Annotated in this window: 22 protein-coding genes; 10 read left to right on the forward strand and 12 right to left on the reverse strand. The window is 53.8% G+C overall.

Features of this window, described 5'->3' with window-relative positions; genetic code table 11:
* Positions 1-139: 139 nt before the first annotated feature.
* From FHW71_RS01100 to FHW71_RS01115, 4 genes are all read left to right on the forward strand, one after another.
* On the forward strand, positions 140-1867 hold the full coding sequence (locus tag FHW71_RS01100; RefSeq protein ID WP_008110366.1) for a potassium/proton antiporter: 1728 nt from the start codon (positions 140-142) through the stop codon (positions 1865-1867).
* A gap of 78 nt (positions 1868-1945) precedes the next feature.
* Positions 1946-2179 (forward strand): DUF1480 family protein, encoded by a 234-nt coding sequence (locus tag FHW71_RS01105; RefSeq protein ID WP_008110367.1) that lies wholly within the window; start codon positions 1946-1948, stop codon positions 2177-2179.
* Positions 2180-2556: 377 nt separating this feature from the next.
* Positions 2557-4023 (forward strand): undecaprenyl-phosphate galactose phosphotransferase WbaP, encoded by a 1467-nt coding sequence (gene wbaP, locus FHW71_RS01110; RefSeq protein WP_008110368.1) that lies wholly within the window; start codon positions 2557-2559, stop codon positions 4021-4023.
* Positions 4024-4136: 113 nt separating this feature from the next.
* Entirely contained in the window at positions 4137-5330 is a 1194-nt protein-coding gene (locus FHW71_RS01115; protein WP_179450659.1) for a multidrug effflux MFS transporter, read from the forward strand.
* On the opposite strand, the gene dadX is transcribed toward FHW71_RS01115, so the two are convergent.
* Together dadX and FHW71_RS01125 are read right to left on the reverse strand one after the other, a co-directional pair.
* Complete coding sequence (gene dadX, locus FHW71_RS01120) at positions 5323-6393, reverse strand: catabolic alanine racemase DadX (protein WP_179450656.1); 1071 nt, start codon at positions 6391-6393, stop codon at positions 5323-5325. The genes FHW71_RS01115 and dadX overlap by 8 nt on opposite strands.
* A 21-nt stretch (positions 6394-6414) precedes the next feature.
* Positions 6415-7716 carry a D-amino acid dehydrogenase gene (locus tag FHW71_RS01125; RefSeq protein ID WP_179450654.1) on the reverse strand — a complete coding sequence of 434 codons (1302 nt, stop codon included), beginning with the start codon at positions 7714-7716 and terminating at the stop codon, positions 6415-6417.
* Positions 7717-8210: 494 nt separating this feature from the next.
* Between FHW71_RS01125 and FHW71_RS01130 the strand changes: the two genes are divergently transcribed.
* Positions 8211-9746, forward strand: a complete 1536-nt coding sequence (locus FHW71_RS01130) for a SpoVR family protein (RefSeq protein ID WP_061718741.1) — start codon at positions 8211-8213, stop codon at positions 9744-9746.
* 36 nt (positions 9747-9782) lie between these two features.
* Here FHW71_RS01130 and fadR read toward each other — a convergent pair whose 3' ends face one another.
* Positions 9783-10502 carry a fatty acid metabolism transcriptional regulator FadR gene (gene fadR / locus FHW71_RS01135; protein ID WP_008110376.1) on the reverse strand — a complete coding sequence of 240 codons (720 nt, stop codon included), beginning with the start codon at positions 10500-10502 and terminating at the stop codon, positions 9783-9785.
* Between the two features lie 320 nt (positions 10503-10822).
* On the opposite strand from fadR, the gene dsbB reads away from it, so the two are divergent.
* Positions 10823-11353: a disulfide bond formation protein DsbB gene (gene dsbB / locus FHW71_RS01140; protein ID WP_154156351.1), complete on the forward strand. Its 531-nt coding sequence runs from the start codon at positions 10823-10825 to the stop codon at positions 11351-11353.
* 40 nt (positions 11354-11393) lie between these two features.
* Here the strand turns inward: dsbB and FHW71_RS01145 are convergent, their stop codons facing one another.
* The 3 genes from FHW71_RS01145 to FHW71_RS01155 all read right to left on the reverse strand — a co-directional run bounded on the left by FHW71_RS01145 (position 11394) and on the right by FHW71_RS01155 (position 13108).
* Positions 11394-11840, reverse strand: a complete 447-nt coding sequence (locus FHW71_RS01145; protein ID WP_008110381.1) for a YcgN family cysteine cluster protein — start codon at positions 11838-11840, stop codon at positions 11394-11396.
* A 64-nt stretch (positions 11841-11904) separates the two neighbouring features.
* Positions 11905-12564, reverse strand: coding sequence for a fumarylacetoacetate hydrolase family protein (locus FHW71_RS01150; RefSeq protein ID WP_154181697.1), 660 nt, complete (start codon positions 12562-12564; stop codon positions 11905-11907).
* A 268-nt stretch (positions 12565-12832) separates the two neighbouring features.
* On the reverse strand, positions 12833-13108 hold the full coding sequence (locus FHW71_RS01155) for a YcgL domain-containing protein (protein ID WP_007889664.1): 276 nt from the start codon (positions 13106-13108) through the stop codon (positions 12833-12835).
* Positions 13109-13261: 153 nt separating this feature from the next.
* Between FHW71_RS01155 and minC the strand changes: the two genes are divergently transcribed.
* Genes minC through minE form a run of 3 tightly spaced genes read left to right on the forward strand, consistent with a single transcriptional unit; the run spans position 13262 to position 15091 of the window.
* Positions 13262-13972: a septum site-determining protein MinC gene (gene minC, locus FHW71_RS01160; protein ID WP_008110384.1), complete on the forward strand. Its 711-nt coding sequence runs from the start codon at positions 13262-13264 to the stop codon at positions 13970-13972.
* A 33-nt stretch (positions 13973-14005) separates the two neighbouring features.
* On the forward strand, positions 14006-14818 hold the full coding sequence (gene minD, locus FHW71_RS01165; RefSeq protein ID WP_007889662.1) for a septum site-determining protein MinD: 813 nt from the start codon (positions 14006-14008) through the stop codon (positions 14816-14818).
* A 3-nt stretch (positions 14819-14821) separates the two neighbouring features.
* A complete protein-coding gene (minE, locus tag FHW71_RS01170; RefSeq protein WP_007889661.1) occupies positions 14822-15091 on the forward strand; it encodes a cell division topological specificity factor MinE in 270 nt (89 codons plus the stop codon).
* Between the two features lie 55 nt (positions 15092-15146).
* On the opposite strand, the gene rnd is transcribed toward minE, so the two are convergent.
* The 5 genes from rnd to FHW71_RS01195 all read right to left on the reverse strand — a co-directional run bounded on the left by rnd (position 15147) and on the right by FHW71_RS01195 (position 21568).
* Entirely contained in the window at positions 15147-16268 is a 1122-nt protein-coding gene (gene rnd / locus FHW71_RS01175; protein ID WP_179450652.1) for a ribonuclease D, read from the reverse strand.
* A 98-nt stretch (positions 16269-16366) separates the two neighbouring features.
* Positions 16367-18043, reverse strand: coding sequence for a long-chain-fatty-acid--CoA ligase FadD (gene fadD, locus FHW71_RS01180; protein ID WP_179450650.1), 1677 nt, complete (start codon positions 18041-18043; stop codon positions 16367-16369).
* Between the two features lie 209 nt (positions 18044-18252).
* Positions 18253-18846 carry a Slp family lipoprotein gene (locus FHW71_RS01185; protein ID WP_008110390.1) on the reverse strand — a complete coding sequence of 198 codons (594 nt, stop codon included), beginning with the start codon at positions 18844-18846 and terminating at the stop codon, positions 18253-18255.
* A 60-nt stretch (positions 18847-18906) separates the two neighbouring features.
* The gene (gene tsaB, locus FHW71_RS01190; RefSeq protein WP_179450648.1) at positions 18907-19605 is read right to left on the reverse strand and encodes a tRNA (adenosine(37)-N6)-threonylcarbamoyltransferase complex dimerization subunit type 1 TsaB; all 699 of its coding nucleotides are present in this window, start codon (positions 19603-19605) and stop codon (positions 18907-18909) included.
* 52 nt (positions 19606-19657) lie between these two features.
* Positions 19658-21568, reverse strand: a complete 1911-nt coding sequence (locus tag FHW71_RS01195) for an ATP-dependent DNA helicase (protein ID WP_179450646.1) — start codon at positions 21566-21568, stop codon at positions 19658-19660.
* Positions 21569-21692: 124 nt separating this feature from the next.
* On the opposite strand from FHW71_RS01195, the gene FHW71_RS01200 reads away from it, so the two are divergent.
* On the forward strand, positions 21693-22037 hold the full coding sequence (locus FHW71_RS01200) for a RidA family protein (protein ID WP_061718729.1): 345 nt from the start codon (positions 21693-21695) through the stop codon (positions 22035-22037).
* A 14-nt stretch (positions 22038-22051) separates the two neighbouring features.
* Here FHW71_RS01200 and FHW71_RS01205 read toward each other — a convergent pair whose 3' ends face one another.
* Entirely contained in the window at positions 22052-22249 is a 198-nt protein-coding gene (locus FHW71_RS01205) for a YoaH family protein (RefSeq protein WP_008110398.1), read from the reverse strand.
* Between the last annotated feature and the right edge of the window lie 102 nt (positions 22250-22351).

The following is a 22351-nucleotide window of genomic DNA, read 5'->3' on the forward strand; positions in this document are numbered from 1 at the left end:
GTATATGGGATATGCCCCCACAGAATGAAAAAATGTGCAATTAAGCGCTGACAAGCTATTGATAAGGCATTATCTTTTCACCTTGTCTGTGTGAATCCCCCGCAGTTTGTCTTTTTTGCCCCGCCGCAGGAGAACGCCGTTGAATACCAGCATGATTTACAGTGTGTTTATTATTGGGTCCGTGCTGGTAGCAGCAAGTATTTTACTCAGTTCCTTTTCCTCGCGCCTTGGCATTCCGATTCTGGTGATCTTCCTCGCGCTCGGCATGTTGGCCGGCATTGATGGCATTGGTGGCATCGCGTTTGATAACTATCCGGTTGCCTATCTGGTCTCAAACCTGGCTTTAGCCATCATCTTGCTCGATGGCGGTATGCGCACCAAAGCGACCTCGCTAAAAGTGGCGCTCGGCCCGGCGCTATCGCTGGCGACCGTCGGCGTGATGATCACCGCAGGTTTAACCGGCGTAGCCGCTGCCTGGTTGTTTAAACTCGACCTGATGCAGGGCTTCCTGATTGGCGCGATTATCGGTTCCACCGATGCCGCCGCAGTATTCTCGCTGTTGGGTGATAAAGGCCTCAACGAACGTGTCAGCTCCACGCTGGAGATTGAATCTGGCAGCAACGACCCGATGGCGGTGTTTCTCACCATCACGCTGATCGACATGATCCAGCAAGGCCAGTCCGGCCTGAGCTGGATGTTCGTAGTGCATCTGGTGCAGCAGTTTGGTCTCGGCATCGTATTAGGCCTTGGCGGCGGCTGGGCGCTGCAGCAGTTGATAAACCGCATCAATCTCGCGCAGGGTTTATATCCGCTGCTGGCGGTGAGCGGCGGCATCATCGTGTTTGCGCTGACCACGGTTATGGAAGGCAGCGGCATTCTGGCGGTGTATCTGTGCGGCTTCCTGCTGGGCAACAGCCCGATTCGCAACCGCCACGGTATTTTGCAAACCTTTGATGGCATGGCATGGCTGAGCCAAATCGGCATGTTTATTGTGCTGGGTTTGCTGGTGACGCCGTCCGATTTATGGCACATCGCGGTGCCGGCAATGATTCTGTCACTGTGGTTGATTCTGGTCGCACGCCCACTATCGATTCTGGTTGGCCTGTTGCCTTTCAAGGGCTTCACCGGACGCGAACGTATCTTCATCAGTTGGGTGGGCTTGCGAGGCGCGGTGCCAATCATCCTCGCCGTCTTCCCGATGATGGCCGGACTGGAAAACGCCAAGCTCTACTTCAACATCGCCTTCTTTGTAGTGCTGGTATCGCTGATGCTGCAAGGTACGTCGCTGGGCTATGCCGCCAAACGCGCCAAAGTAGTGGTGCCGCCAACCGCCTCGCCGATTAGCCGGGTTGGACTGGATATCCATCCAGAAAATCCGTGGGAGCAATTCATCTACCAACTGGGCGCAGACAAGTGGTGCGTCGGCGCGGCACTGCGTGATTTGCAGATGCCACGTGAAACCCGCATCGCCGCTCTATTCCGTGACAACGTGTTGATGCATCCCAACGGCAACACGCGTCTGAAGGAAGGCGATGTGCTGTGTGTGATTGGCCGGGAACGCGATCTCCCCGCATTGGGTAAAATGTTCAGCCAATCGCCGCCCGTCTCGCTGGATCAACGCTTCTTCGGCGACTTTATCCTCGATGCCGAGGCACGTTTGAAAGATGTGGCGCAAATTTACGGGCTGGAGTTGGATGAACAAACCAACGATCAGCAGTCGCTAGGACAGCTGGTGATGAGTTTGCTGGGCAGTACGCCGGTGGTTGGCGATCAGGTGGAATGGAACCAGTTAACCTGGACGGTGGCAGAAAAAGAAGACAATCAAATCGTGAAAATCGGCGTACGTGTAATGGAAGACAAGGAATAATCCGAGGCCATTATCATTCGTAAACTGCGTGTGAACGACTATGCTCACTAATCAACCCAGTTAATACGGGAGAATATAATGGGACACGTGGTGAAGATTGGTCGTTATGAAATTGTTGATGCAGAGTTCAATACTGACAATGGCGATACTGTGAGTATTCCCTGCCATACCAATCCCGGCCTGAGTGACCAACTCGACGGCTGGGATGTGGATACCAGTGTACCGGCATGGATTGATGAAGAGGCTGTCGATCTGCAAATCGGACACTATGACAAGCAGCAGGATCTTTGGGTACTGAAAAAACCTGCCTGACTGGCTGGCGCCGCCATTGATGGAAATGGCGGTCATTCCGAAAAGTTGTCTTAAAATGAAGCGTTATATCCGCGATATATTAACTTTTAACGATAGTTTTCAAGTAGATAGCCAATTATTTCTTTAGTCATTTTTTTCCTTTTCAGACTATTTCCATATTAACTCTGTCAAATAACTCCTGCATACTCTTAAACGTTGCTGCAGCTTTTCGTGACGTGCATCACGTCTCAAACGGTCCTTTCCTTGCAGCGCTTATGGCAGCACAGACTTATAAATCGCTGAAAGAATTATTCTTTCTGCTTTTCAGCGGATCACTCCTGAGCGCGTACTTGATTCTGGTCAGGCCATCTTTTACTTAAGAAAAGAGAGCAGGTTTTATGGCAAGTACTTTGATAATGAATGATGCAACCCGCTCGTGGAGCGGATTGCGCAAAAACCTCATCGCAAAAGTCGCACTTAGTTTCTCGGATTTAATTGCGTTAAATCTGGCATTGTTTTTATCTGCCGCCACCGTTCAAGGTATTTGGGGCGAACTGGATACGTTTATTCCGCCTCAGCAGATTGAATACCGATTTATTGCCCAATTTAGCCTTTCTATTCTTTGCACCGCCTGGTTCTGGGTGCGTATGCGTCACTACACCTATCGCAAACCGTTTTGGTTTGAATTGAAAGAAGTGATTAAAACCCTGTTCGTCTTTTCGCTGCTTGATCTGGCATTGATTGCCTTTTCAAAATGGGACTTCTCGCGCATGGTTTGGGTGTTCAGCTGGACTTATGCCCTGTTGCTGCTGCCGCTGATGCGTGCCGTGGTAAAACGCGCGATCAATCGTGCAGGTCAGTGGCAGAAGGAGACCATCATTATTGGTTCGGGTAAAAACGCCATGGAAGCCTATGCGGCGTTGCAGAGCGAAGAGATCCTGGGTTACAACGTGCAGGCATTCATCTCACTGGATGATGACCAACAGCACGAAAAAGTGAATGGCGTTCCGGTTATCACCTGGAAAGATATCAACTGGCAAACCATGGACCGTGACAACACCCAATTTATCGTAGCCACCGAATTTGAGCAGCAAGTGGTGCGCGATAAATGGCTGAAGTTCCTGTCTAAAATGAAGTGCCGTTCGATTTCCGTGATACCAACGCTGCGCGGCGTACCGCTGTATGGCACCGACATGTCATTCATCTTCAGCCATGAAGTGATGATCCTGCGCGTCAGCAACAACCTGGCAAAACGCTCTTCACGCTTCCTGAAACGCACCTTCGATATTGTGGTGGCATCCATGCTGCTGCTGTTCCTGGGGCCGGTATTCGGTCTGCTGTGTGCGATGGTGAAACGTGACGGCGGCAATGCGATTTATGGTCATGAACGCGTTGGGCAGGATGGTGTGAAGTTTAAGTGCCTCAAGTTCCGCTCGATGGTGACCAACTCGCAGGAAGTGCTGCAAAATCTGCTGGCGACCAGCGAGGAAGCACGTGCTGAATGGGATCGTGATTTCAAACTGAAAAACGATCCGCGCGTGACTAAAATTGGTAACTTCCTGCGCAAAACCAGCCTTGATGAGCTGCCACAGTTGTGGAACGTGATTCGCGGCGAAATGAGTCTGGTCGGTCCGCGTCCGGTGATTGAAGCTGAACTGGAGCGTTATGCCGGTGATGTGGATTACTACCTGATGGCGAAACCGGGCATGACCGGCTTGTGGCAGGTCAGCGGCCGTAACGACATCGACTACGACACGCGCGTCTACTTCGATTCCTGGTACGTGAAAAACTGGGCATTGTGGACTGACATTGCGATTCTGTTCAAAACCGCTGGCGTAGTGGTCCGTCGCGACGGCGCTTACTAATACCCTCGAGGCGATGCCTGTGCACTTCGGCAGGCATCGCTTTTTTTATCCCTTTCTTTTTCCCCAAAGAGTCATTACCCTTCCGGATTGTTTAACAGGTCGTCCGGTTCGTAATGCAAAAATTCACCTTAATACTTCTTAGCCTGGTGCTGCTAGCGCCGCTGGGCATTGATCTTTACCTCCCTACCTTGCCGCAAATCGCCGAAGGTCTAGACAGCCCGGTGAGTCTTATCCAAATCACTATTCCCCTGTTTTTACTGGTGATGGGCATCGGCCAACTGATTACCGGTCCGCTGGTGGATAATTTTGGTCGCAAGCCGATCGCCTTGATTGGTCTGGCGCTTTACATCCTTGGCAGCGCAATTGCCGCCACCAGCACGTTGTGGCCGGTGTTCTTCCTTGCGCGCATCATCCAGGGCTGCGCCGTGTGCTGCACTGCGGTGGTGGCATTCAGTGGCGTGCGCGATCGTCTTAGCGGCGAAGATGCCGCACGCGCTTACGGCTTTCTCAATGGTGCGCTGAATATCGTACCTGCGCTGGCACCGCTGCTTGGCGGGATTCTGGCTGAAGCCTACGGCTGGCGTATGCCGTTCTGGTTCCTGTGCGGCTATGCGGTGGTGATCGGCTTGATCGTGATGCTGTGGCTGCCGGAAACGCGTCCCGCAGACACGTTGCGCGTAAAAGGTTTACCGCTGGCGCAGTACGCTGCCATCGCTCGTGAACCGCGCTTCCTTGCCTTTGCTTTTGCCAATGCCGGCGCGCTAGGCATGGTGCTGACCTATGTGTCGCTGGCACCACACGTGCTGATGACCGAAGGCGGCCTGACGCCGCTACAATTCTCCTTTACCTTTGGCGCCAACGGTTTTTGGATCATGCTGGTTAGCGCCTTTGTGAACAAAACCATTCGTAAAGCGGGACGTCCATTCTGTCTGGCGATGGGTTTCGCCACCATGTTGATCGGCGCGATTCTGTTAATGATGGGCACCACGCTGTTACCGGCAGCATGGCAAAACCATTGGTCGCTGTACATGATTCCGGTGGCGGTTTCCGTGGCTGGTCTGGCGTTCACGGTTGGTCCTGCCACCAGCTACGCGCTGGAGCCGTATCAGCAGCAAGCGGGCGTGGCCTCAGCACTGCAGGGATTTATTCAGATGGCGTGTGGTGCGGGCGGCAGCATGGCAATCGTGGCATTGCCCGTTGCGGAAAAATCGTCACTGGCATTGATGATGCTGCTGGGTGCAGCGCTGGCCATGACCGCCTGGCGCTGCAGCAAGAAAATGCACGGTCGCGTGACCGCGCTTAAATAACCTCAACCGGAACGCGTGGCGCGAGCGCGCACATCAGCTCGTAGCCCACCGTTCCGGCGGCTTTTGCCACCTCATCGATCTTCACCTGATTACCCCACAGCTCAACCTTCGAACCGATGCCAGCCTGCGGGCAAGGTTCCAAATCGATCATCATCATGTCCATGGAAATGGCGCCCAGCGTTTGCGTGCGGATGCCATCTACGCTGACTGGCGTGCCGGTTGGCGCATGACGCGGATAACCGTCAGCGTAACCGCAGGCGACAATACCAATGCGCTGCGCGCCGCTGGCGTGATAGCGATAACCGTAACCCACGCCTTCACCGGCATTCAGCTGCTGCACGCCAATGATTTCGCTGTTGAGCGTCATCACCGGCTGCAATCCGGTGCTGGCGATATCCTGCCAGTCACCGCTCGGTGATGCGCCATAGAGAATAATGCCGGGACGCACCCAGTCAAAATGCGCTTCAGGATGCCATAGCGTAGCCGCTGAGTTAGACAAGGAACGCGGGCATCCGAGCCCTTCCGCCGCCCGTTCAACGCACTTCATCGGCTCAACTAATCCTTGCGGATTCTCTGCATCGGCAAAGTGCGCCATTAACGTCAGTTCACCGACGTTCGGCAAAGCACGCAGTTTCTGCCACGCCGCATGAGCCTGCTCAGGACGGAAACCAAGTCGATTCATGCCGCTGTTGATTTTGAGGTAAACATCGACCGGTGCAGACAGCTGCGCTTTGGCTAGCGCCTGAATTTGCCAGTTGCTGTGTACGCTGGTGGTGAGGCGATAGCGGTCGATCAGCGCTAAATCATCGGCATGGAAGAAGCCTTCCAGCAGCAGGATCGGCTTTTTCCAGCCCTGCTCCCGCAGCAAGATCGCCTCTTCCATATTCAGCAGCGCAAAGCCGTCGGTTTCGGCCAGACTTTGCCACACGCGGGCCACACCGTGACCATACGCATTGGCTTTCACCACCGACCAGACGCGTGATTGCGGTGCCGCCTGGCGTACGACAGCCAGATTATGACGCAGTGCCTGTTGATTGATGGTGGCACCGGTTGGACGTGACATGCTTCTACTCTCCCTGAGGTCTCAGCGCGCCGCGCTGGCGTTACGCAGCGGCGAAGAATGTGGCTCAAAACCAGGCAGGTAGCGCAGCACTGACAAATCATCTGCGGCAATCGCCGGTTTCTGACCGGAAATTAAATCAGCCAAAAGCTGACCGGAACCACAAGCCATCGTCCATCCCAGCGTACCGTGCCCGGTATTGAGATAGAGATTGGAGAGCGGCGTGCGCCCGACAATCGGCGTACCGTCTGGCGTCATTGGACGCAATCCGGTCCAGAACGTGGCCTGTTCGATAAATCCGCCTTCAGGATAGAGATCGCGGACCACCATCTCCAGCGTTTCGCGTCGTGCCGGCAACAGTTTGGTGTTAAAACCAACAATTTCTGCCATGCCGCCCACGCGAATGCGATCGTCAAAGCGCGTGACCGCCACTTTGTAGGTTTCGTCGAGGATGGTGGAAACCGGTGCAGCGTCAGCGTTCTTGATCGGGATGGTCAGCGAATAACCCTTCAGCGGATAAACCGGGATGGCGAGAATGTCTTTCAGCAGCGCGGTGGAATAGGAACCGAATGCCACCACGTAAGCATCGGCTTTAATCACCTCATCGCCACACTTCACGCCATATATGCGATTGCCCTCACGCAGCAACTGATCAACCGACGTGTTGTAGCGGAAGGTCACGCCCGCCGCCGCAGCCATTTCGGCCAGGCGTTGGGTAAACAGCTGGCAGTCGCCGGTTTCATCGTTAGGGAGACGCAAACCGCCGGTGAGTTTATGCGCCGTCGCCGCCAGCGCGGGTTCGACATTTTTGAGCTGATGCGTTTCCAGTAATTCATAGGGAACGCCCGCATCACGCAGCACGGCGATATCTTTGCTGGCGCTTTCGAACTGTTGCTGCGTACGGAACAGCTGCAGCGTGCCGCCCTGACGACCTTCATAGGCGATGCCGGTGCTGGCGCGCAGTGTTTTCAGGCAGTCGCGGCTGTACTCCGCGATACGCACCATGCGGCTTTTATTCTCTTGATAGTGCTGCATGTCGCAGTTACGCAGCATATTCCACATCCATTCCAGCTGGAACTTACTGCCATCGAGACGAACCGCCAGCGGCGCGTGACGCTGGAACATCCATTTGACCGCTTTCAGCGGAACGCCCGGTGCCGCCCAAGGCGCGGCATAGCCCGGAGAGATCTGCCCTGCATTACCGGCGCTGGTTTCCAGCGCGGCGGCAGGTTGACGATCGATGACCGTGACCTCATGTCCGGCCTGCGCCAGATACCATGCGCTCGCTACCCCAACGACACCACTACCCAGAATCACTACGCGCATAAGCCCCTCGTCGCAGCAAAAGAATAATTAACTATTAACCAAGCCCAATACAGCATAACCCGACCGCCACTTAAATCTTACATTCGAACGACTTATTTCACATGTTTTTTACCTCACTGCACACTGAAATCATGCAACAGCGGCAAAATCAGGATTTTTTATGCCTTAAATCCCTTAATCAGCAATTTATTATGCGGATGGCAGCGGTTTTGACTTTTTTCAGGAGAAAGCGCCGCAGTCATACAATCCACTTATAAACAGAGCATTATTCTGCCAAATAAAACAAAACCAACACTTGTCATCAGTATCGACTTAACTAACGCTTTTTGAATGATTTTCTGCCAAAAGAATTCGATTGAGATTCAGTTTCGGATAGGCGACAGTGGACTATCATTGAAGTGTTCGCTCAGTTTTATTGGGCCATCTTTACTCAGGATGAGGCCTTAAACGATCGTGACAGGTAATTCCTGCCGCTTGCAAAACAGAGGTGCGCTATGACGACAATCTTTGACGAGCCAACCCGCAACAGTAAACGACTCAGTGATGGTCCCGACTGGACTTTCGAACTGCTGGATGATTATCTGGCGGAAATTGACCGCGTAGCCAAAAGTTACGGACTGGAAACCTATCCGCACCAAATAGAAGTGATCACCTCCGAACAGATGATGGATGCCTACTCCAGCGTGGGTATGCCGATCAACTATGCACACTGGTCGTTCGGCAAGAAATTCATTGAAACGGAACAGCGCTACAAGCACGGTCAGCAAGGCTTAGCGTATGAAATCGTCATCAACTCCAATCCGTGTATCGCCTATTTGATGGAAGAGAACACCATGACCATGCAGGCGCTGGTGATGGCACACGCCTGTTACGGTCATAACTCTTTCTTCAAAAATAACTATCTGTTCCGCAGCTGGACCGATGCCAGTTCTATCGTGGATTACCTGCTGTTTGCGCGAAACTACATTACCGACTGCGAAGAGCGCTATGGCGTGGAGGAAGTTGAGCGGCTGCTCGATTCCTGCCATGCGCTGATGAACTACGGCGTAGATCGCTACAAACGCCCGCAGAAAATTTCGCTACAGGAAGAGAAAGCTCGCCAGCAGAGCCGTGAAGAGTATTTGCAGAGTCAGGTAAACACGCTGTGGCGTACGCTGCCGCGTAAAGAGAAGGAGTCGGTGCACGTTGAGGCATCGCGCTACCCTTCTGAACCGCAGGAAAACCTGCTCTATTTCATGGAAAAAAATGCCCCCCTGCTGGAATCCTGGCAACGTGAAGTGCTGCGCATTGTGCGTAAAGTTAGCCAGTATTTTTACCCGCAGAAACAGACGCAGGTGATGAATGAAGGCTGGGCCACTTTCTGGCACTACACCATCCTTAATCATCTGTATGACGAAGGCAAAGTGTCGGAACGATTTATGATGGAGTTCCTGCACAGCCACACCAATGTGGTGTATCAGCCGCCGTATAACAGTCAGTGGTATAACGGCATTAACCCGTATGCGCTGGGCTTTGCGATGTTCCAGGACATCAAGCGTATCTGTCAGACGCCAACCGAAGAAGATCGCTACTGGTTCCCGGACATTGCCGGTTCCGACTGGCTGAAAACCATGCATTTCGCCATGCGCGAGTTTAAGGACGAGAGCTTTATCAGTCAGTTCCTGTCACCAAAAGTGATGCGTGATTTCCGTCTGTTCACGGTAATGGATGATGACCGCAACAACTTCCTCGAAATTGCGGCGATCCATGATGAAGCGGGTTATCGCGCCATTCGTCAGCAGCTGTCGGCGCAGTACAATCTGAGCAATCTGGAACCGAACATTCAGGTCTACAACGTGGATTTACGTGGCGATCGCTCACTGACGCTGCGTTATGTACCGCAACAGCGTGCGCCGCTCGATAAGAGCCGCAAAGAAGTGTTGAAGCATGTGCATCGTTTGTGGGGCTTTGATGTGATTCTGGAGCAACAGAATGAAGACGGCAGCGTCGAGTTGCTGGATCGTTCACCCGCGCGCGGCCCAACGCTATAAAGCAAAAAACCGGACTGTTGAGGTCCGGTTTTTCTTTTAACGCTTGCTGGCTAAATCGTCCGGCATGCTTTTCTGCATCTTATGCCAAATCTCACCGCTGCGGCGTCCGTATTCACGCACGCTATCGACAATCTGCTCCTGCGATGGGTTGGCCACGCACAGGTCAGCCAATTGACGATAGAAGTTTCGCGCCAGTTCACGCGCTTCCAGGCTGGAGAAATAGTGACGACCAACGCGGGTATACAATCCTTTCAGGCCGTTCAAAATCAGACCATAAATCGGGTTGCCCGAGGCAAACGCCAGGCCGCGGAACACGCGATAATCCAGCTCGGTATAGGCTTCGGCTTTATCTTCCTCGATCAGCGCATTCTCCAGCACTTCACGCGCTTTTTCTGGATGATGACGCAGCGCACGGCTGATAAAAATCGACGAGATGTTGGTGCGCACCGACAGCAAATTATCAATCAACTGTGGAACGCTATCGTGATCGAGTCGGGCCAGGGTTTCGAGGATGTTTAAACCGGAGGTTTCCCAGAAATCGTTAACGCGCGTTGGTTTGCCATGTTGAATGGTCAACCAGCCGTCACGCGCCAGACGCTGCAACACTTCACGCAACGTGGTGCGTGTTACGCCAATCAGTTCAGAAAGCTCACGTTCGGCAGGTAGAATGGATCCCGGCGGAAAACGACTGTTCCAGATGCTTTCAATAATATACTCTTCAGCAAATCCCGCGGGGCTCTGCGCCTTAATCACCATAGCATTTATTTCTCGTTGCTTTCTTTATCGTAATGCGACTCATCATACCAGAGCGGCTATAGCGTAAATAGCCTGCCAACCGATTAAAAGCGCGCGCTGGCGCAAAATTCAGCCGTGAATTCAGAGTAAATTCCCCGGCCAGGCACACGTTTGCGCTGCGTCTGCAGCTTGCGCTCTTCGGGTCATGCGCTCAACAGACACTTTTTTGGCCTCAACGCGACTTAAGTCATTTTTGTACATGATTTTTTCCCGTTACCTGGCTGGCACGGTTGCGCTTTTGGTTTACACTGCGAAACATTAACGGTTACAGGAAAAGCAATATGTTGCGATATTTGAATCAATGCTCGCGTGGACGCGGTGCCTGGCTTCTGCTGGCCCTGACGGCGTTGGCGTTTGAATTGACGGCGTTGTATTTTCAACACGTGATGGGGCTGCAACCCTGCGTAATGTGTATTTATGAGCGTTGCGCGCTGTTTGGCGTGATGGGCGCGGGCATTGTGGGCGCTATTGCGCCGAAAACACCGCTACGCTGGGCGGCCATTCTCATCTGGATTTACAGCGCGATTGAAGGCACGCGCCTCTCTTACGATCACACCATGATTCAACTGCATCCCAACCCGTTTGTCACCTGCGACTTTGCCGCGCGTTTCCCAACCTGGTTGCCGCTGGATAAATGGTTGCCTTCTGTATTCGTAGCGAGCGGTGATTGCGCTGAGCGCGGCTGGACCTTCCTGACCTGGAGCATGCCGCAGTGGATGATCGTGATTTTTGCCGCTTATCTGCTGGTGGCTCTGCTGGTATTGATTGCACAACCCTTCAAACCGAAACGCCGCGATCTGTTCGGACGCTAAGCACAAACAAAACAGGCAGCCTTGGCTGCCTGTTTTATGTTTAACCGTTGCGATCCGGTCTATCGATTATATGCTCTTCCCAATCCCGCACTTCACTCTCCCGCACCGCAATAAAACGCACGGAAATGCGCTGGGCATGCATCGCCTTTTTAGAACCGGCGATCAGCGGATGCCATGCCGGCAAGGTTTTGCCTTCCCCTAACACGCGATAGGCGCAGGTACGCGGCAGCCATTCAAAACTGGTGAGATTTTCACGCGTCAGCTTGATGCAATTCTCTTCCAACTCAAAACGGTGCTCGTAGTTACGACACTGGCAGGTTTTGATATTCAGCTGATTGCAGGCCACGTTGGTGAAGTAGATTTCGTCGGTGTCCGCATCCTGCAACTTATTCAGGCAACATTGTCCGCAGCCGTCGCACAGGGATTCCCACTCTGCGTCGTTCATTTGGTCAAGGCGTTTAGTCTGCCAGAAAGGTTGTTCAGTCATGATGGCGGTCCGGGTTAGCAAAGAGACCGCACCTTATAAAGGTTCAGGTGCGGTGATGCAAGTTTTACAGAACGCGTGTCGAAATACCGTGACCGGCCAGCGTGATTTCCAGCTTATCGCCAGAACGCATCGGGCCAACGCCTTCAGGCGTACCGGTCAGCACCACATCGCCCGCGCGCAGGGTGAAATACTGGCTCATATAGGCAATCAGCGGCAAAATTTTGTGGATCATATCGGCGGTCGTGCCGTGCTGGCGCACTTCGCCGTTAACAATCAGCTTCAGTTCGGTGTTCTGTGGATCGCCGCTAAACTCAGAAACGGGAATAAAACCCGACAGCGGGCACGAGTTATCGAAACCTTTGGATTTTTCCCACGGTTGGCCCGCTTTCTTCAAACCCGCTTGCACGTCACGCAAGGTCAAATCCAGCGCAACGCCATAGCCAGCAATCGCCTTCGCCACGTGCTCTTCGCTCGCCTGTTTCAGCGTTGAACCAATCAGCACCGCCAGCTCCACTTCATGATGCACTTCACCAAAATTTGCCGGAATCGACAGCGGCTGGCGCAGATCGCACACCGCAGTTTCCGGTTTGATAAACACCACCGGTTCGGTTGGCGTGGCACTTCCCATCTCCTTTATGTGCTTCGCATAGTTGCTGCCGACGCAAACCACTTTGCTGACCGGATAATCCAACAGAGCGCCCTGCCAGTTACGATGCTGATACATGCTATTCCCCCTGCTTTGGTTGTGTTTGCCGCCAGTGCATCTGGCGATGAAGTCTGGCTCAGTGCCGGAACGCGGCAGGCTGAGGTGGAATATATTAGCGGGTTTATGGCGGCAGGCGTGGCGGAAATTGTCAAAAGTCGTTAATCGTATACAAAAAAATCAGCTAAACGCTTGGATAATTGCCCGCAATAAAGGGTTAAAGCGGGCAGTTAATTAACGCAAATAGCACTGATTATTTCTACAGGATATATTTACAGATGAATCTGAATTAATCTTTTTTACCCTGATCGAGATGAATGTTGAGCAGACTTTCAACCGGTGGTGGAATTTGCAAATAATAGCCGTGTTCGCTTAAACCTTGCTTAACTTTATTGATATCCGCGTTAGCCAGCTTGTCACGCTTATCCAGCGATAACACCATTGCCAGCTGGGGTTTGCCGAAGCCACGCAGCAGTTCTTCTGGTACCCGTGAAAAATCGTCTTTTTTTTCAACATACAGATAAGTCTGTTCACGTTGCGGGCTTCTGTAGATCACACAAAACATATTTTTTACTCGAATTAACCGATGGCGTCACTTGCCTGAATATAGCAGTAACTATAACATGCTTGCAGAACTTCGAATATTGACCGTTTGATGTTATTGCCGATTTTATCGGCGTACATTTAAGGGTCGTAAAACAGGACTGAGTCAGCACAGATGTCGCAAACGCCAATCGAATTCAAGGGAAGCAGTTTTACCCTGTCAGTCGTTCATCTGCATCATTCGCAACCCGAGGTGATTCGTCAGGCGCTACAGGACAAAATCGATCAGGCACCTGCCTTTTTGCTGAATGCGCCGGTGGTGCTGAATGTGTCAGCGCTAACCGGCGACATTAACTGGAAACAGATGCAACAAGCGGTGATGGCGACAGGTCTGCGTATCGTCGGTGTCAGCGGTTGCAAAGATGAAGCCCTGAAAAAAATGATTGCCCGCGCGGGTTTACCGGTGCTTTCGGAAGGTAAAGAGAGCCGCAAACAGGCTGCGGCTCCCGTGGTTGAAGCCGCGCCGGTTGTCCCAGCGGTTATCGCTGAAGCCGCCAGTAAAACCCGCATCATTAATACGCCGGTGCGTTCGGGCCAACAGATTTATGCGCGCAATGCCGACCTCATCGTCACCAGCAGCGTCAGCGCCGGTGCCGAACTGGTCGCCGACGGCAACATCCATATTTACGGCATGATGCGCGGTCGCGCGTTGGCCGGCGTCGGTGGACAACGCGACAGCCAGATTTTTTGCACCAACCTCGCCGCAGAGTTGGTCTCTATTGCCGGGGAATATTGGATGATGGATCACATTCCGGCGGAATTCTTTGGTAAAGCGGCGCGTCTGAGTCTCCAAGATGGCGCGCTGACCATTCAGACACTTAATTAAGCCCCTTTTCTTTCGTTAAGGAAATCAACATTTATGGCACGCATTATTGTAGTTACATCGGGTAAAGGGGGCGTTGGCAAGACCACGTCAAGCGCGGCCATCGCCACCGGCTTAGCGCAGAAAGGCAAAAAAACCGTCGTAATCGATTTCGATATCGGCCTGCGTAACCTCGATTTGATCATGGGCTGTGAACGCCGCGTAGTGTATGACTTTGTTAACGTCATTCAGGGTGACGCGACGCTGAACCAGGCACTGATTCGCGACAAGCGTACAGAGCAGCTTTATATTTTGCCGGCTTCACAGACGCGCGATAAAGATGCGCTGACGCGTGAAGGCGTTGAGAAAGTGCTGAACGATCTGGCGGCGATGGAGTTCGACTTTATCGTCTGCGACTCACCAGCAGGTATCGAAACCGGCGCGCTGATGGCGTTGTACTTCGCTGATGAAGCTATCATCACCACCAACCCGGAAGTCTCTTCAGTACGTGACTCCGACCGTATTCTGGGCATCATCTCTTCGAAATCACGTCGTGCAGAGAACAGCCAGGATCCGGTGAAAGAGCATCTGCTGCTGACCCGTTACAATCCTGGCCGCGTTACCCGTGGCGATATGCTGAGTATGGAAGACGTGCTGGAAATTCTGCGCATTCCACTGGTTGGCGTCATCCCGGAAGATCAATCTGTCCTGCGCGCCTCTAACCAGGGTGAGCCGGTGATCCTCGACGCAAACGCTGACGCCGGTAAAGCCTATGCTGATACCGTAGATCGCCTGCTTGGCGAAGAACGCCCCTTCCGCTTTATTGAAGAAGAGAAGAAGGGTTTCCTTAAACGCCTGTTCGGGGGATAACCAATGGCATTACTTGATTTCTTTTTATCCCGTAAGAAGAACACAGCCAATATAGCCAAGGAAAGGCTGCAGATTATCGTAGCCGAGCGCAGAAGGGGCGACAGTGAGCCCCACTATCTGCCGCAGCTGAAGCGCGATATTTTGGAAGTGATCTGTAAATACGTAAAAATTGACCCGGATATGGTGACCGTTCAGCTGGATCAGAAAGGGGATGATATCTCCATCCTCGAGCTCAACGTAACGCTGCCGGAGCCGGAAGACGTTCCTAAATGATTAAAGCGGTTTCCTGATTTTCCCCTGCGGTGTTGCGCAGGGGAAAATGCTACCGTTACAGTGCCTGCAGAATCTCGTCGATACCCGCTTTCAGCAAATCGCCCCGCCAGCCTGTCTGTAATTCAGGTGTGCGCGACGCGGTTTTCAATCCCCAATGCACACTCAGCACCTGATTGATCTGGCGACGTGATGCCAGCAGTTCCTGACTGAAACCACTCTCTTCACTTACCTGTTGCACCAGCGCTTTAATGGCTTTAAACGCCTGCTTGTAATGCGGATGATCGATCAGATTAGGCAGCGGCGGCGGCAAGGTTGATTCATCCTGCGCCTGTGCTTCAGCCACCAGCGCCACCATCGCTTTACCGTGGAAGCGAATTTCATGGCCGTTCAGCCCTAAATGATCCAGCTCACCAAGGCTGCCTGGCATAAAGCGCGCTACTTTCCACAGATTCTCTTCGCGCACCACGAAGTTCACCGCCATATCTTTCTGACGCGCGATGTTCAAACGCCACGCGGCCAGACGCTGCAACGCCGCCAGCTGACGCGGACGCAGTTGCCACGCATTGGTGATATCGCGCCAGGCTTCTTCCGGCTGCAGCACATCGAGGCGACGCTGGCACAGCAAATTGCATTCGCTTAACGCCGCCGCCATATTGCCGGCTTCCTCGGTTTGCGCCACCAGCTGATGGGCAATCGGCAGCAGATAGGCGACATCGGCGGCGGCATATTCGCACTGACGCTCGGTCAGCGGACGCGCCAGCCAATCGGTACGCGATTCACTTTTATCCAGCTCGATCTGGTTGAAATGCATCACCATCGAGGCAAAGCCCCACGACAGCGCCTGGCCGCTAAATGCCGCCAGAATTTGCGTATCAATCATCGGATCGGGCAGGCATTTAAAACGATGCAGAAATACTTCCAGATCTTCGCCACCGGCGTGCAGGAATTTGGTGACCTGCTTATCCTGCAGCAACGCCACAAACGGCGTCCAGTCACTGATATTAAGCGGATCGATCAGGATCAATTGGTCGCCATCAAACAGCTGAATCAGGCCGAGCTGCGGATAGTAAGTGCGGGTGCGCACGAATTCGGTATCCAGCGCCACGGCGGCGTGCTGGCGTGCCTTCTCGCACACGGCGGCCAGTTGGTCATTTTGGTCGATCAGGGTGTAATTCACGTTGTCTTTCTCGCTGCGGCAAACTACGCGCAGCGCTCCATGTTAAAAGCAATAAAAACGCCGGACTGTGCCGGCGTTAACCTGAGGAGAATGGCGCATTACTGCCCTTCTCGCTTCGCCTCATCACGCAATTCGCGACGCAGAATTTTGCCTACATTGGTCTTTGGCAACTCGTCACGAAACTCGATAATCTTCGGCACTTTGTAGCCGGTGAGCTGGCGACGGCAGTGATCCAGCACCTCTTCTTTGGTCAGTGAGGGATCTTTCTTCACGATGCACACTTTAACCGCTTCGCCCGACAGATCGCTGGGAACACCAATCGCTGCAGCTTCACGCACTTTCTCGTGCTGCATTAGCACATCTTCGATCTCGTTAGGATACACGTTAAAGCCTGACACCAGAATCATGTCTTTCTTACGATCGACGATGCGAATAAAGCCTTCACTATCAACGGTAACAATATCACCGGTATGCAGCCAGCCATTTTTCAGCACTTCATCGGTCGCATCAGCGCGCTGCCAGTAGCCAGTCATCACCTGCGGACCGCGAATACACAGCTCGCCCGGCTCGCCTGGCGCTACATCCTTGTCTTCATCATCCACGATGCGCACATCGGTGGACGGCACCGGCAAACCAATGCTGCCGGTGTGACAGGTAATGTCATACGGATTCACTGACACCAGCGGCGAACATTCGGTCAGGCCGTAACCTTCCAGTAGATAGTGTCCGGTGAGTTTTTCCCAGCGCTCGGCGACCGCTTTTTGCACCGCCATGCCGCCGCCCGCTGACAGGCGCAGCGTGGAGAAATCGAGCTTATTGAAATTGGCATCATTCAGCAGTGCATTGAACAAGGTGTTCACGCCGGTGATGGCGGTAAACGGGAACTTGCTGAGCTCTTTGACAAAGCCGGGTATATCGCGCGGATTGGTAATCAGCAGGTTGGTGCCGCCAAGATCGAGGAACAGCAGCCCGTTCACCGTCAGCGCAAAAATATGGTAGAGCGGCAGCGCGGTCACCACTTGCTCTTTGCCCGGACGCAGCAGCTTGCCGTAAGTGGCTTTGGTCTGTTCCAGATTAGCCTGCATATTGCGGTGCGTCAGCATCGCGCCTTTGGCCACGCCGGTGGTACCGCCGGTGTATTGCAGGAAGGCGAGATCGTCATTGGTCACGGTCGGGCGTTGATAGGTCATCTGTTCGCCCTGCGACAAGGCGCTGCGGAACGGCACCGCGCCCGGCAGGTGGTATTTCGGCACCAGCTTTTTCACGTATTTCACGACGAAGTTTACCAGCGTGGCTTTCACCGGCGCCAGCTGATCGCCCATACGCGTTAACATCACATGCTTGATCGGCGTTTCGGCCACCACTTTTTCCAGCGTGTGGGCAAAGTTCGAGACGATGACAATGGCACTGGCACCGCTATCAACTAGCTGATGCTTGAGTTCACGCGGCGTGTAGAGCGGATTGACGTTCACCACCACCATGCCAGCGCGCAATACGCCAAACAGCGCGACGGGATATTGCAGCAGGTTTGGCATCATCAGCGCCACGCGATCGCCCTGCTTCAAACCTAAACCTTGCTGCAGCCAGGCGGCAAAGGCGCGGCTCTGCTTTTCCAGCTGCCGATAGGTCATCGGCTGGCCCATATTAATGAAAGCCACCTGATCGGCGTATTGCTCTGCTGCGTGCTCGAAAAGATCGACCAATGAAGCGTAACGATCCGCATTAATTTCCGCAGGGACATCTGCCGGATAGCGTTTGAGCCAAACCTTATTCAAAGAATCACCCCGATAATCTTGTTGCGTAGCCATCGCCGCCTCGACAATCAATGTTGTTAACAATATTTTAACTGATTGTACCAGTTTGCCTGTTTCGGCATTTTCAGGTTGCGAAGCGCATCACTAAATTTCGCGCATCGGTTGCGCGCCCAATAAAAAGGCCCGTTCGCAAGCACCGCGACCGGGCCGTAAATAACATAATAAAAAACTTACTCGGTAAGGATTGTTTGCACCTGCGCCGGTTGGCCGAGGTTCATGCCCCAATAGGGATTCGGTCCCCAATAACCCGCACGATGGCGCGTTGGGCCATACCAGATATACGGATCAATCGGCTGCGGCGGCGTCATCACCTGTTGCGTCAGATGCCAGCGCTGGTACCCGCGCACATCGATTACTACAAAGTTGTAGCTGGCCTTACCAATATCGCCTTTCTCAATGCCTTTTATGTTGCCCAGCACCGTGATGTATTGGTTATTCAAATCGACCGGATCGACAAAGCCACGGATGTCGGCAAAGATGCGGCCAACCGAGGCTGCACCCAAACGCGGACGCGCGCTCTCATCCAGCGGTTGGGTCGCAATCTCCACGCGGGTTAAGCCGTTAAGATTGGTGACCTTCACCACTTTACCGCCGAAACGGGCTTCCTGGCCGACAAACAGTTGCGGCGCGTTCATCACGCGCAGTAAATCTTGCTGTGGAAGCTCAGAACTTCCTTTAATTGAATCTGGCACCGAAACACAGCCGCTGAGCAGCATTGCGCAGGCTAACAGAGCGCCAGACATCCCTTTACGACTTATTGGCATAGCACTTCTCCTGTTATTTCTCTGATTAGACTGAGCTTGCGAAGATAAGTTGCGCGCGACTTAGCGCCCCGGTAACTTTTTCCATGCCACTTCATTGCGCAGATAAACCGGCTCGGCATTCTCCACCGCAACGGCTTCATCACGTTGCCAGGCGCTAAGCGCCAGCGGCAGCATATCTTCGGCTGCGGGTAACAACACCTCTGAGGCAATAAGCTGTGCGCCTGGCGAGGTCAACAGATGCGGATAGGCTTGCCAGCCGGTGCCAACCGCAGTCCATTCGCCGCTTAATGCCGCAATACGTTCCTGTGCTACTTCGGGTTTGATCACCGCTTCGGTTTCCGCACCCAGCCATTCGCCGTTTTCGTCGCGCTGATATTCAGCCCAATAGAGTTCGCCCATACGCGCGTCAATCGCCGCCAGCACGCGGGTTGCGCCGGTTAAACGCCACGCGCCCTGCGCCATGGTCGCTAATGAGGAGACACCGATCATCGGCAGATTCGCGCCAAGTGCCAGCCCCTGAGCAATACCAATGCCGATACGCACACCGGTAAAACTGCCCGGACCCCGGCCAAACGCCAGCACGTCAAGCGCTGTCAGATCCAGCTGCTGCGCCTGCAACAGCTCCTGCACCAGCGGCAAAATACGTTGGGTGTGATCGCGCGGGGCTATTTCAAAGCGGGCATCAATCTGCTGCAAATTTTGCAGCGCGGCAGAACAGGCTTCTGTCGCCGTGTCCAGGGCTAAAATTCGGGCGGACATAACAACCTCAGAGAGTCAAAATGGCGCGCATCTTATCACAGCCTGGCACAAATTAGTGATCCACTGGCTGACGGACAAATTCGATGGCGCGCGCAATATCGCGGGTGCGCGGCGTGGGCGGCAAACTGTTAAGGAACAGGCCGCCATAAGGGCGTGAAACCAGGCGCTGATCGCAAATCACCAGCACACCGCGATCTTCCGTATCACGAATCAAACGCCCCACGCCCTGTTTCAGGGTGATCACCGCATCGGGCAGTTGCACATCATTAAAGGGATCGCCGCCGCGCAGGCGACAATCTTCCATGCGTGCTTTGAGCAGCGGATCTTCCGGCGAGGTAAACGGCAGCTTGTCGATGATCACCAGCGACAGCGCATCGCCGCGCACGTCGACACCTTCCCAGAAGCTGCTGGTAGCGACCAACAGCGCGTTACCGGCTTCGAGGAACTGCTTCAGCAACTGTCCTTTACTGGTTTCGCCCTGCAGCAGCACCGGCAACGTCATCGACGCACGAAACTCGATGGCTAACTCGCGCATCATCTTGTGCGAGGTACAGAGGAAGAAGCAGCGCCCTTTGTTGGCATCAATCAGCGGCTTCATCATGCGCGCCAGCTGGCGAGCGCCGCCGGGATGATTGGGTTCCGGCATATTACGCGGCACGCACAGCAGCGCTTGCTGGGTGTAATCGAACGGGCTGTCGAGAATCATGGTGGTGGCGTTATCCACGCCAAGGCGACTGGAGAAATGGCTCATCTGCTCATTCACCGCCAGCGTGGCAGACGTGAAAATCCACGCTGCTTTGCGGTTATCCATCACTTCCCGGAAGCGTTCCGCCACCGACAACGGCGTCAGCGCCAGCGTGAAATGGCGGCTGTTACATTCATACCAATAGCTGAAGCCCGGCTCATCAATGGCGCGCAGACGTTTCAGACGCGTGCGATACAGCGCCGCGCGCTCAAAGGCGGCGTCCAGCAGCGCGGAACGGCCCAGCGAAAGTTTGATCACGTCGTAACAGAGTTCGAGCGCATCATCCAGCAAGGTGAACATACGCATGATGTTGTTGTCGCTCAGCAAATCGCGCAGATTGCCGCGAAAGCCCGGTTCGCCAAGCGTCAGTCGGAAATCCTGTGCGCATTGCGCCAGGCGATCAGCAGATTTCTGAAGCTGCTGCACATCCCGCACTTCGGTGCGATAGGCGATGATGATGTCTTTGGCGAGGTCTTGCAGTTGGCGGCTCGACAGCTGCTGACCGAAATACTGGCTGGCGATATCGGGGAGCTGATGCGCTTCATCGAAGATCATCACATCGGCCTCCGGGATCAGTTCGCCAAAGCCGCCCTCTTTCACCACCAAGTCGGCGAGAAACAGATGATGGTTCACCACCACCACATCGGCATCCATGGCTTTTTTACGCGCTTTGACCACGAAGCAATCTTTATACAGCGGGCAATCGCTGCCGAGGCAGTTATCGTTGGTGCTGGTGACAAACGGCCAGATCGGACTGTCTTCGGCCACGCCGTTGCAGTTGCTGACGTCGCCATCGGTGGTTTCTGACGACCAACCGCGCACGCTGATCAAATCGCCCAGCGCCTGTACGCTGAGATCACCGCCGGTTTGATTCTGCTGCTCAAGACGTTCGAGGCATAAATAGTTGGAGCGCCCTTTCAGCAGCGCGGTTTTGCCGCTGAACTTCAGGGCGCGCGCGATGGTAGGCAGATCGCGGTTATAGAGCTGATCCTGCAATGCTTTGGAGCCGGTGGAGACGATGACTTTTTTCTTCGCCCGCAATGCCGGCGCCAGATAGGCATAGGTTTTACCGGTTCCGGTGCCCGCTTCAACCACCAGCTCGCCGCCTTTTTTGACCGCCTCGGTGACCGCTTTGGCCATTTGGCGCTGTGCTTCACGCGGTTTAAAGCCCGGAATTGCCTGCGCCAGGGCGCCGTCAGCTGCAAAATCGTCTGCCACACTTCCTCACATCAAAAATAAAAACCACTGTAATTATGTCAGGATTCCCGGCAGGCAACCACAACAGATGACATACGCCCCTGGGATATGGCAGGCTAGCGCAGCAAAATTAAAGGAGAACAGCATGACCATTACGCGTATTGATCCGGAGCACCGCATGTCGGAAGCCGTGGTGCATAACCAAACCGTCTATTACACCAGCGTACCGGAAAATCTGGATGAAGATGCGGAAGCGCAAACTGCCAATGCGTTGGCAGTGATTGACGCCATTCTGACACGTGTGGGATCGGATAAGAGCAAGATCCTCGACGCCACCATTTTTCTGGTGGAGAAAAGCGATTTCCCGGCGATGAATCGCGCCTGGGATGCGTGGGTTTCACCGGGCAATGCGCCGGTGCGTTGCACCGTGCAGGCCGGATTGATGAACCCGAAGTATAAAGTCGAAATTAAAATCATCGCCGCGCTGTAAAATCCGTTTGGGCGTTATTCGTTGTCGTCTTCTTCATCCTCGTCGTCTTCGAACATCGCCCGAATTGCTTCACCTTTATAGGTTTGACGAATTTCCTGCGCCACTTGAGCAATCGCCTGTCCGCTCGACATACCGCCCGCCATTAATTCCTGGATGCGTTCAACCGCTTGCTGCTGCTGTTCGTGGGATAACGCTGGAAGACCTGTAAACATAATTCACTCCTGGTGCATGGGGGACGCATTATTACCACGTGGAACAAACGGGTGCCAGCAACAAAAAAATATGTCAGGCTAGCCACCTGCTTGCTGAAGTGA

The sequence above is a fragment of the Enterobacter sp. Sphag1F genome, from assembly GCF_014193275.1.
Taxonomy (GTDB): Bacteria; Pseudomonadota; Gammaproteobacteria; order Enterobacterales; family Enterobacteriaceae; genus Pantoea; species Pantoea symbiotica.